This is a genomic window from Bacillus sp. FSL K6-3431, from assembly GCF_038002605.1.
Taxonomy (GTDB): domain Bacteria; phylum Bacillota; class Bacilli; order Bacillales; family Bacillaceae_C; genus Lederbergia.
Genome location: NZ_JBBOCT010000001.1, coordinates 3,809,487 through 3,822,016, shown reverse-complemented (window position 1 = coordinate 3,822,016; position 12,530 = coordinate 3,809,487). Strand labels below are relative to the sequence as shown.

Sequence of the window (12,530 nt, the reverse complement as noted above, 5' to 3'; positions counted from 1 at the left end):
ATAGACGAAGCTATTATTCTTTCTTACAACACACTTAGATTTGGGATAATATATCACTATTAGCCGGTTGCCCAATATTCAAATGGTCGAACTATTCATAAAGTGAAACTTCAATCAGTGGGGGTTTTCTATCATCCACCGCTGATTGTTAAGGAACCCAGGCTAAGGTCCGCCGCGTCCTGTGGCCACGCCTGAGTGACCAACATCCTGTTGGCCTGAACCAATTGGGCCTTTACGGGCAGTTTATCCCCCACTTACTCTTCATTGCTTAAATTTGAATCCTTGAAGCGAGGGTTTTACTGCTCGTTAATCTGCGATAAATTTAAATTAGAAGTATCAACACTAGATCCACTTGAAAAAAGCAGTACGTTTACATTTAACTATCAGGACATAATAATTTTAATTTCATCATTATTTTTCTGCTTCAAAAAAAGACCATGATAATCGCAGCTACTTTAAGATTAAGTGTCCATCATCCAGCAACCTAACTTTTAACCGAATGATGGACAGTGCACTTAATTATGTCTTCAATTGAATTTTAAGATCACGTATAATACAGGCGCTTTTTCGTAAAAAATCGTCTCAAATAAAACCACTAAATTATTCGCTCAAATCTAGTGTTTATCATTCTTTTCACTTTGTACGTGGATAAACATTCGTTCTTTCAGCCCAAGCTTCCCAAGTCTTTTTCATGTCATCAACTAAATCCGGATAAACATTGGCTAAATCATTCATCTCCGTTCGATCTTTATCGATGTTATAAAGCTCCCAATCCCTTTCTTTAATTTTTACGAGTTTCCACTTTCCTTGGCGAAGGGCACAATGTTGTTCATGTTCAAAATACAGCGTACGTGTTAATGGCTCCTCCCCCAAGAACGCAGGCATTAAACTTTCCCCTTCCATTGGCAAAATTTCATTCCCTTTAAATTCCTTTGGATATGGTATTCCAGTAATATCAACGAAAGTCGCCATAAAGTCTATAAAGTGGCCAGGACGATGATCAATTTCCCCTTTTCGCTTTATTAACTTCGGCCAATGGATAAGCAAAGGTGTACTGATTCCACCTTCATGACCGTAGTGTTTAAACATCCTTAGCGGGGTACTGCTTGCATTTGCCCAACCGGATCCATAACTGTGATAGGAGTCTGGACCACCCATTTTTTGCAAATCTTCATTTCTGTGCAAAACATTTGAAGTTGTCACCCAGTTGTCAAAGCCCCATGGATCCCATTCTGCACATGCACCATTATCTGAACAAAATAGTATTAAAGTATTTTCGAGCTCTCCGTGTTCCTTTAGATTTTCAATTATTCTTCCTACGTTTTGATCGACTCGATCTACCATAGCCGCATAGATTGCCATACGGCGTATTAAATCTTTTTGTCGGTCCATATCAATGGACTCCCACGCCGGATTGGTTCCATGAATATTGCGATCCCGATCCCAATATTCAGCTGGAGGCGTTAATATCATATCCTCATCTACAATTTGTAACTCTTTCATTCTTTCAAATCGTTCTTTCCTGATGATATCCCAGCCTTTTTCATATATCTTTTCATATTTTGCAATATCCTCTTCCGGTGCCTGTAGCGGGAAATGTGGTGCATTATATGAAAGATAAAGAAAATGTGGCCGATCATCCACACGTGATTCCTCAATGAAATCCAAGGCATAATCCGTAATAGCATCTGTTGCATAAAATTCGCCTTTTTTGTAATTCCGTTTTGTTCGGCATTCAGGTAAACGCACATAATCTTGTTCATCCCAAAAGCTTGTAAATCCACCTAATATTCCATAAAACTCATCGAATCCACGTTCAATCGGACCGTGTTTTCCGACATGCCATTTTCCGGATAAATATGTACGATATCCGCCCTCTCTCAACACTTCTGCAAGGGTAACACATTGATCTTTTAAATGACCCCGATACCCCGGCGTTTCCTGATCATGTGTCATATCTCCCACACCAGCCTGATGAGGATACAAACCGCTTAAAAGTGAAGCTCGGCTTGGGCAGCAACGAGCAGAATTATAATATTGTGTGAATCGTAACCCATCCATCGCTATTTGATCTAAATTCGGAGTCTTGATTTCGCTTCCATAACAACCTAAATCAGAAAAACCTAAGTCATCGGTCAATATTAATAATATATTTGGCGTTTCAGTCATCACTTTCAACCTCCATATACCATTATTTATTTAACTACTTCAATAGCTCCATAGATTACGTTTTAATTAACATGGTTTCTATTAAAATAAACCGCCTGATTTTTATCATCGTTTTAACCAGGCAGGTTGTATGTTCCAAAAACAATATGAGTATGATCTTGGTTCGAATCCTTATTCAAAAAATCAATTACCGAGATTAATTCTCCTAATCTTGTCAACATCCACTTTCGGTTTTCTATCCTCAGTCAGCAGTCCATTCACTTCTTGCTGAACATCCGTTGTTTGCGTATAACAGAAACCACAAATATAGTCCGTTTCCTTTATTGCTTGAGTGATAGATTCATAGCGTTTTAAAAATTCTTCTTCATTTTTCACCTGATTGCCGTAACCCCAGCCTTTTTCAGTATTAAATGCAATACCGCCATACTCACTTATAATAATTGGCTGTCCATTATATTTATACCCTTGTGCCATCGCATGTTTATGTTTATTAAAAGCAACCTTATTAGTGACGATTGTTTCTTTATCCTTATAACGTTGCAAGAATTCATCGCCATATTCTACATAGTCATGCAAAGTGATAATATCTGAAACTGTATGCTCCCATCCATCATTGACAATAACTGGTCTCATGCTGTCCAGTGATTTAGTAAGATGATAAATTGCCTCGGTAAATTGCTGCTGTTTTACGTCTGTATATATATTCTTAATCCCCCACGACTCATTGAATGGTGTCCAAGTTATAATGGACGGGTGATTATAATGCTGCTGCACCACATCCAGCCACTCTTTAGTAAAGTTTTCCACCGCTTCATCTGAAAAATCGTATGTAGCAGCCATTTCTGACCAAACTAGCAGTCCCTTCTTGTCTGCCCAATAAAGAAAACGTTGGTCTTCCACCTTCATATGTTTCCGAACACCGTTAAAGCCCATTTCAAGCGTTTTATCAATATCTTCTATAATCGCTTCCTCTGATGGTGGAGTTAAGTGGCTATCCTGCCAATATCCTTGATCTAAAAGCAATCGCTGATACAGTGGAACATTATTCAATAAGACATTACCATTTTCAATCGAGATCTTCCTCATGCCAAAATATGATTGAACCTGATCTACTATTCCACCTTCTCTATATAATGTAAAATCTACATCATATAAATGTGGGTCTTCCGGACTCCATTGCATTATCTTCCAATGAAAATGCTCACTAGCGACATTCACTTTTATCGTATGATTCTGCCTGTCAATCGCTAGATCGAATTCCTTAACTGGCTTTCCATTAAAAGTTATCGACGTTTTTAATAAAAGATTGGTATTTGGATCCATATCATTCGTAAATTTAAATGCAAACTCGACCGACTCTGTATCAATATCTGGTGTTATTTTAACTGTATCCAAATTTGTCTCATTTAAAAATTCCAACCAAACAGTCTGCCATATTCCAGTGGTCTGAACGTACCAACAACCAAAGTTTTCATCGAGCCATCTTTGTTTCCCCCTGGGTTGGTAACAACTAAAATTGTCTTCTATTTTGACTACTATGTTTAGTTCGTTATCATCAAGACAGTCCGTAAGATCGAACGAAAAAGCAACTTGCCCACCTTGATGCTTCCCAATAAATTTTCCATTTACCCAAAGTTTCGTAATGTAATCTGCAGCCTGAAAATGCAAAACAATTTTCTTGTTTTTAAAATTATTAGGTATAGTAACAAGTCTTTGATACCAAATATTTGGGCACATTTCCTCTTTGCCAATTCCACTCGCTTTCGTTTCATATGTAAAAGGTACAATGATTTTTTGTTCGAAGTTTTTACATTCAAACCAACGTTCTTTTTCCCCGGTATTATCATTATCAAAAGCGAAATCCCATTCGCCATTAAGATTTAACCAATCCTCTCTCACAAAATGTGGTCTTGGATATTCACTTCTTGGAATTGTCTTATTTGTCATTTAGATCATTTCTCCTTTAGCTTATTTATATTGGTTTTTCTTTAGGGTTTTAGCCCTCATCTGACGCCCGATGTTTCAGCTTGCTGAAACGAGTTCACTCTATAATTATCGAGATAAAGACTTAATAGCGATATTTTTGAAAAAAACATCCGAATATACGGATCTCACTCCTACTTTTCCATACATCAATGCATCAGGATCCTTATAGGAAATGATCGGTTCTTTATCATCATCTAAAAATACCTTGAGTTCATTCGCTTGGACCAATACACGCAATTGATACTCTTTCCCTTGCTCCAACGAAACCGATACAGCTTTTAAAAGGGTAGAATCGTAGTTTAGTTTTTGCAATGCGATTTCCCTTGTATTAAATGAAAGATAATAGCCTATCAAAGAATCTCTTACTTGATGTTCAAAATTGGATTCATTTGTGACCCTTACTAATAATCCGGCATCGTCCATAAATTCATTGTTAATTTCAAATGTTGAGTGCACTTCCAAGTCAGTCCATTTCTCATCCCCCACATACATTTTCATATCTTCTGTAGAATTGGAGTTAACACCTTCTTCTTTCTGCATCCACGATCCATGGATATCGTCCTCTTCTACCTCACTAAATCCATTTGGAATATCAATCTCCTCATCTGAAACGCGATACACTTCCAGATGGTCAACCTCAACTTCCCCACGTTCAAGCATAAGTTTTAATACATGAAGCCCTTTTTCCATTTTCACTTTGCCAAGACGCACTTTTAGTGACTCCGTTTCAAGATCTATTTCTTTTTTTGATACCTTAAAAGTATCCACTTTCTGATCGTCTATCGATATTCCTATAGCTATATCCTTTTTAAGTGAGTGAGGATTGATAACTGCACTGACTTCATACATACCTGTTTCCATTGCATTCACCTTGTATTTAAGCCAATCTCCTTTATCCATTAAAGATACGGAGTAAGCCCCATTTTCTTTCAACCGAATAGGAACCTTACTTCGGTAGCCTTCCTTTTCTAAAGGGTTTTTTATATAAAATCCGCGATTCTCTCCTTCTAAGTAATGGACCGCTTCAATCGTGCCAGGCAATGGTTTATATACTTCAAAATCGCTGGAACTATCGACATGATTTGAGAAGGCAGTATAAGCAAGCGCTGGTTCTACATTTTCGAATTCATATCCAATTTCCCCTCGCCCAAAGTCAGTATTTTCGACCTCTATTTTGTTCATTCCGTCCAAAAATACAATAGTCCTTGTCTTTTTGTTTTCGACTCTAAGTGTATGAAGCTTTGTAAAGTCAAATTCATTAGGATAATTCCCTGAGCCAAGCACCTTTTCTACTCCATCTCTCACTTGGTTTAAATCAATCCTTTTCTCCTCTAGATTAATGGAGATGGACCCAAAGTTATTTTCATCTTCATATGATAAAAGTACTGCAAATTGCGATTTCTCGGTTGATTCGTTTATTTTTAAATTATACTCTGCAGTATAATAGGCTTCCGTCTTTTCATCACTTAGCCATCTCTTTTCATCCTCTAAAATAGGCTCCTCATCTTCGCTCCATCTTTTTTCATAAACCGGGCGTTCTGGAATAGGCACATCAAAATTCGTCGGGCCTAACACATCCATTTTCTTTCCATTAAAAACAAATCGATCGATATTCATTTTTCGAACTGGCGGACCTTCTGTGGATCTTCCGATTAAGTTATGATAAACAGCATAATATGAATCTAAATTCGGACCTAACACAATAGAGTTATGCCCAAGCCCATTAAAATCATCTCTCGTACTAATAATGATTGGATTATGCTCTGGCACTTCATATCCTTCAAGAGGATTTTCGTCTGAAACAGCATAATTGATCCTGTATCCCTTACTAAACACATGATTTCCCGTATAGGTCATATAATAATGTCCATTCTTCTTTATGATCATGGAACCTTCCGTCCAATGTCCTAAGAAAACATTCGTATTAACACCATAATCGAAGGTATATGGATCGGCCATTTTATGACCAACTATCCCTTTGTCGCCTGCATTTGTAAAATACCATGAGCCGTCATCATCGATAAACACCGAACCATCGATAGACATACCCAGATTTTCTGTTTCGACTTCGAATGGACCCGTTGGACTTTCACTGCTTAAAACATAGTGACCTTGTCCAGCTGGTGATGTATACATATAAAATCTGCCGTTCCAATAAACAACTTCAGGTGCATAAGCAGAAGTTGTTCGTTCATCCTCCGTTACTAACCCTGCATATGTCCAATTGACTAGATCTTGAGAACTCCACGCTTTTATTCCTACTCTGGAATCCTTTGTACTCACATATAAGAAATACATGCCATTATGTCGAAGAATGTATGGATCACCATTTCCATAATCTGGCCATTCATTAGACAGCTCTGAAAAAGGATTAGCGTATGACGATTCCTTATCCATATTTATGTTGACCTCCTTTTCGGTCGCATGCTCGCAACCGCTTCCTATCATAAGTAGCAAACAGATTGCAGTGATTGCCGACAACTGTTTATAAAGCATCTTTACCTCCTATACACTATTACAGCTCGAATCAAACCATACATTTATCCCTTAATTCCGCTAATAGCTAAAGATTGAATAAAGTGTTTCTGAGCAAACAAGAAGACGATCACGCAAGGTATCATAGAAATAACAGATGCCGCGAGTATTAATGGATAATTGGATGAACTCATATATTGAGCTTGCATAGAGGCAATGATAACCTGGATTGTTTGCTTCTCAGGTGAATGCAAATAAATTAACGGACCTAAAAAGTCATTCCATATACCCATAAACCCTAAAGCTGCCTGAGCTGCGATTGCCGGCTTAGCAACAGGGAGAACCATCGAAAAGAATGTTCGAAAAAAACCACTGCCATCAATTTTCGCAGCATCTAATAACTCATCAGGGAGAGCAGTTTGTAAAAATTGTCTTAAAAAGAAGACGACTACGATATTTCCAAACAAGCCTGGAATAATTAATGGAAGTAAAGTATCAACCCAGTTCAATTTAGAGAACATAATAAATTGTGGTATCATTACTACCGCAAAGGGAATCATCATCGTCCCAAGTAAAGCTAAAAAAATAGCTTCTTTAAATGGAAAATCAATTTTTGCAAAAGCATATGCTGCCATTGTTGATGTGAAAATACCGACTACTAAAACCAAAACGACAACAATTAACGTATTAATAAACCCACTTAACATAGGAATTTCCTTCCATACATCTATATAATGCTGAAAAGTTACTGGATCGGGTATCCACTTAGGTGGCACCTGAAAGATATTCTTTTGATCTTTTAATGATGTAGAAATAGACCAAATAAATGGTATAAGCATCATAGCTGTCCCAGATAATAATATTAGAAATGCCCATAAGTTTAGTATCTTTTCTCGTCTCATACCTTAATCCTCCTTATCCTATCCTTCATAAACCCAGCGTTTAGACAACTTAAATTGGATTAAAGTAACAATAAATACAATTACACCAAGAATCCATGCGGCTGCACTTGCATAACCCATGTCATAATACTTAAATCCATTTTCGAAGATGTAAAACACAATTGTTGCTGCACTATATTCAGGGCCTCCATCACTGGCAAGCACATAAATTTGACTAAATGATTGAAAAGAACCAATAACCCCCATAACAAGCACAAAAAAGTGAATAGGCGTTAATAGCGGCAAAGTAATTCTAAAAAACTTCTGGAATATATTAGCCCCATCCACATCTGCGGCTTCATAATAGGAATCGGGAATGGATTGAAGTCCAGCCAAATAAAGTATCATCGTACCTCCAACTCCTGCCCAAACTCCAATAATTATTAGAGATGGTTTAACCCAAGCTGCATTTCCCAACCAGTTAGGTCCTTCCATTCCAAACCATTCCCAAAGCATATTATTTAAAAGACCGTAATCATAATTAAAAATCCATTGCCATACTAAAGCTACTGCAATAATTGGTGAAATAACTGGTATATAATAAATTGCCCTAAAAACTGTTATTCCTTTGATTTTCCTATTCATCATAACGGCTAAAACTAAAGATATGATCATCCCTATCGGAATCCCTATCATCAAATAGACGGTATTAAAGATTGATTTGTATAGCTTTTCGTCCTTTACTAATTCCTTATAATTGTCTATCCCTATAAATTTTGGTGAATCTATCAAATTCCACTCGGTAAAACTAAGACCAACAGACCATATAGTCGGAACTAAACCAAATAATAGAAATCCAATAATTGGAGATGCTACAAAAAAGTAAGCCAATAATATTTCTTTCTTTTTGTATCCAGGCATATTTGAAAAGGTTGACCTTCTTTTAAGGGTTACGCCCTTTTTTCTGTCTTCTACTTTCAATGAGTCCCCTCCTATTCTTACCTTTTAGAATGATGCAAAAGGTTTCTTTCAAATATAATCTAGTAGCTGCTATAAACCACTAGATTATATCCATCGTTCCATATCGAGGTACTTACATATTACCTTTTTGATATAATTCTTCTAACTTTGGTTTTTCTTGCTTTACCCATTCCTCCACTGACATGTCACCATTCCAAACTTTTGCTGCGTCTTGCTTAAAAGTATCTAACCATTTAACATCTGCTGATTTCCATCCTAAACTGGGCCTACCATAATCTTGAATAATATTAACAAATTCTTGGCGATTTTCAGGAGCTTGTTCCATTGACAAAAATTCATTTTCCGTTAAATCCTTTAAATTAGGGACCTGTTGACCAAGTTCCATAAACTGTCTTTGCCCGTCTTCATCTAAGGATAAGTATGAAGCCAGTGCAAATGCTTCATCGGGTTGCTTCGTTTTCTTTGACACAACGAATCCCATAGAGCCAAGCCATGTTGCCGTTTCACCTGTATTTGGACTAGCTGGCCACGGAGCGAGATCCCATCCAAAAGGCAATTCCCAAAACCCAGGTTGATCCCATGGACCCATTGGGAACATCGCTACTCCTCCAGAAACAAATCGTGTATATGAATTCTGAGCTTTTTCTGCCTCTTGAGAAGGCGATACTTTATGTTTAAGACTTAAATCTGCAACAAATTGCATGGCCTCTATAAATTCAGGACTATCAATTTTCATTTCACCAGTTTCATAATCTATATAATCAGCACCATTGCCCCAAACCGCCGTCTCTAGCGGAAATCCAGCGATTCCATATTGATCAATTTTTCCATCGTCATTCGTATCCTTGGACAATTTTTTCGCAGCTTCTAAAAATTCATTCCACGTCCATTTACCAACTTCTTGGGAAGGATATTCAACTCCAGCTTCATCAAACAAGTCCTTGTTATACGCCATTGCCCATGGTCCAATATCTTTTGGCAATCCATATAGATCACCTTGACCAACCACTTCACCATTAAATCGATATCGGTCCAAAGCCTGTTCCCATACATTATCCGGATTAAAAATATCTGTAGAATCTAAATATTGCTGTAGGTTTAATAGTTCACCAGCACTTGCAAATCTGGAAAATTCCGGACCAGCAGCATAATATACATCTGGTTGCTTTCCTGAAGCAATCAAGGTTGATAGTTTTTGCGAATATTCAGCGGGTGGTACACTCGTATATTTTACTTTTACATTCTTGTATTTTTCTTCAAATGATTTAATAACAGATTGAAAGATTTTCTTTTCATCAGGATTGCCATGCCCCATAAAGGATAGTTCAATAACATCTTCTCCAGTTTTTGTCTTTCCTTCTGTTTTCTCAGTATTGTTACAGCCTGCAATCAATAAAAAAGTACATAATACAAACATTAAGTATCCCCATCTGAACTTCTTCAATATTAAATCCCCCTTATAATGTAATCCCTTACATTTTTAATACTATTAAAGATTCTAATACTTTTATATACTAGGTATAGTATAAAATGATATAAGTATACTATTTATGTTTCCCAATCAATAAAAAACCTTATAAGTCTTATTAAAGAAGACTTATAAGGCTCTAACTAAATGCTATCTATATTCTCGTTATTTTCTAATCGAACAGGAACGAAAACTCGTTTCGGATCATATTCCCCATTTATTTGTTTTTGCAATAATTCAACCGTTTTTTTGCTACATTCCTCAATATTCTGTTGCATATAAGTAATCCCATCAATTCCCGGATCGTCAAAAGAGATTAATTTAATATTTCTCGATTGTTCATTTTTGATAGACTCTATAGCGATATATGTATATCGTGCTAATTCAGCATTCATAACAAAGATTGCTGTTATTTCTGATTTTTTCAACAGGAATTCTTTTATTAATAGAGGTGTTTGATCTTTAGATATTTTATTAAAATTTATTAATAGCCAAAGATTTTTATCCATGATTACTTCACTTTTTGCAAAGGCTTCTTCAAACCCTTTCGATCTTTCAATCGTAACCGTATTAGTAATTAACGGGGATACCAACCCAATATGCTTATAACCGTTATGGATCAAGTACGAAATGGCCTCAAAAGTGCTCGTTTCATTTTCTGAAGATACACTATATGTCCGTATATTTTCTAAATATCGATCTATTAAAACTAGAGGATATTTATCAAGCGTAAGCCGAAGAACAGATTCATTATATGTCTCCTTCTCCGTCGGAAAAATAATCACTCCTTTAACGCCTAATTCACGAAACGCTTCAATCGCGTACGTCTCTTCAAACTGCGATTCTCTTGTGATCTTGATCATTAAACTATACTTATTTTCCGAAACATACTTTTCTATATAATTGACAAATTCTTGCTCTACCTTTGTCTTCATACTCGGCAAAATAAGGCCGATTATACCTTTAGAATTATTTATCTGTTGATCAGAATGTTTAAGTAAACTGCTTTCTTCAACAAACGTCCCCTTTCCCTTAATTCTTTTTACTATCCCTTCCTCCGCAAGTCCATTAAGAGCATTTTTGGTCGTAATTTGGCTAACGTGAAACTTTTCCATTAATTCTTTTTCAGATGGAACTAAGTTTCCAAGGCGCAAGTCACCGGATAGTATTTGTTCTTTAATATAATCCTTTATCTGTTGATACAATGGTACGTTTTTTATATGTCATCACCTATGTCTATTTTATACTAAGTATACTAACACATCCGTGTTTTATATTCTATTGTAAATTTTAAATTGTTAATAAAACCGTTCCTGTTAGTAATTTGAGAGGAAAGAAGACTTATACATGTGGAAGTGTGAATAATGTGGATAAATGAGTGAACTTTGTGAATAAGTTATAGTTACTCTCACATTCATACTCATTGGCTGCTGAAATTGAAACTTAATTACAATTCACTTACCATTTTCTCTGTTTAATGCAAGATTACTGTAACTATTCCTTTTTTTGTGTATTCATCAACGATGTTTCGAGTTTTATAAGCCACTTACTCACCATTACTGGCCACTCGCAGATTGCTCTACTTTTTTATAATTAATTAAAAATACTGTATCTTATTTCGCTTTCCATCGTACATATCATATAAACGATGGAAAGCGGGCGATCATTTTGCAATATCAATCAACATACCGGTCTTCTGAGAATAGTAAGCCGAATGTAATTAGAGTAACCGGGGAAGGCATCGTATCTATACAGCCGAATAAGGCAGACGTTACACTTGGAGCCTCAACTGAAGATCAATCATTATCCCAAGCTCAGGAAAGCAACGCTATTACAATTTCAAATATAAAAAAGGCGCTGAATCAGATTGGAATAACTAATGAGCAGATCCAAACTGTTAATTATTCAATTTTTCCACAATACGACTATAATGATGGAAAACAAATTTTCCGGAATTATAAGGTAGAGCATATGCTTCATATAACCGTGGAGCATATAGAAAATACGGGTTTGGTTGTGGATACTGCTGTTAGCAATGGAGCAAATACTATTTTGGGGATTAGTTTTGATACATCAGACTACAATCAATATTATCAACAGGCATTATCTCTGGCTATCATTAATGCCGGTCAGAAAGCGGAGACGATTGCCAATACGATAAGAGTTATTTTAACGAAGGCACCTATATCAGTAGTTGAAAATGTCCAGGATCAAGAAGGTCCGATTCCTTTTCATACAACCGCATTCGCAAAAAGCGAAGCAGCTACTCCAATACAGCCAGGCATAATAGAAATAATAAGCAGCATTACAGCTGAATTTGTTTATTAACGCTGAAATTCCTTGAAACAATTTTATATGATTATGATCCAAGAAAAACAATGTGGATAATTTCTCTGCTATTATAGAAAAAGAGCCAATTTCACTAGTGAAATTGGCTCTTTTTCTTATTTACTGAGGTTACCCACAGGATTAAATCTATATCCTTTTAATGATAGCTGCAATTAATGCAAATAAGAATGCATTTTGAACATCTGCTAATTTTGACAGATAGGTAGCTGTTGCCAGATATT

At 36.3% G+C, this 12,530-nt stretch carries 8 protein-coding genes; 1 reads left to right on the top strand and 7 read right to left on the bottom strand.

All coding sequences use genetic code 11. From position 1 onward, the window contains the following. Positions 1–633: 633 nt before the first annotated feature. The 7 genes from MHB53_RS18500 to MHB53_RS18470 all read right to left on the bottom strand — a co-directional run bounded on the left by MHB53_RS18500 (position 634) and on the right by MHB53_RS18470 (position 11,165). The gene (locus tag MHB53_RS18500; RefSeq protein WP_340924829.1) at positions 634–2,169 is read right to left on the bottom strand and encodes an arylsulfatase; all 1,536 of its coding nucleotides are present in this window, start codon (positions 2,167–2,169) and stop codon (positions 634–636) included. Positions 2,170–2,352: 183 nt separating this feature from the next. Then, positions 2,353–4,116 (bottom strand): glycoside hydrolase family 2 protein, encoded by a 1,764-nt coding sequence (locus tag MHB53_RS18495; protein ID WP_340921153.1) that lies wholly within the window; start codon positions 4,114–4,116, stop codon positions 2,353–2,355. A 105-nt stretch (positions 4,117–4,221) separates the two neighbouring features. Next, positions 4,222–6,651: a family 43 glycosylhydrolase gene (locus tag MHB53_RS18490; protein ID WP_340921151.1), complete on the bottom strand. Its 2,430-nt coding sequence runs from the start codon at positions 6,649–6,651 to the stop codon at positions 4,222–4,224. A gap of 44 nt (positions 6,652–6,695) precedes the next feature. After that, on the bottom strand, positions 6,696–7,532 hold the full coding sequence (locus MHB53_RS18485) for a carbohydrate ABC transporter permease (protein ID WP_340921148.1): 837 nt from the start codon (positions 7,530–7,532) through the stop codon (positions 6,696–6,698). Positions 7,533–7,550: 18 nt separating this feature from the next. Continuing rightward, on the bottom strand, positions 7,551–8,432 hold the full coding sequence (locus tag MHB53_RS18480; RefSeq protein WP_340924827.1) for a carbohydrate ABC transporter permease: 882 nt from the start codon (positions 8,430–8,432) through the stop codon (positions 7,551–7,553). Positions 8,433–8,604: 172 nt separating this feature from the next. Further along, positions 8,605–9,936: an ABC transporter substrate-binding protein gene (locus MHB53_RS18475; RefSeq protein WP_340921144.1), complete on the bottom strand. Its 1,332-nt coding sequence runs from the start codon at positions 9,934–9,936 to the stop codon at positions 8,605–8,607. Positions 9,937–10,103: 167 nt separating this feature from the next. Then, positions 10,104–11,165, bottom strand: coding sequence for a GntR family transcriptional regulator (locus tag MHB53_RS18470; protein ID WP_340921142.1), 1,062 nt, complete (start codon positions 11,163–11,165; stop codon positions 10,104–10,106). Positions 11,166–11,628: 463 nt separating this feature from the next. On the opposite strand from MHB53_RS18470, the gene MHB53_RS18465 reads away from it, so the two are divergent. Then, complete coding sequence (locus tag MHB53_RS18465; protein ID WP_340921141.1) at positions 11,629–12,288, top strand: SIMPL domain-containing protein; 660 nt, start codon at positions 11,629–11,631, stop codon at positions 12,286–12,288. Positions 12,289–12,530 lie beyond the last annotated feature (242 nt).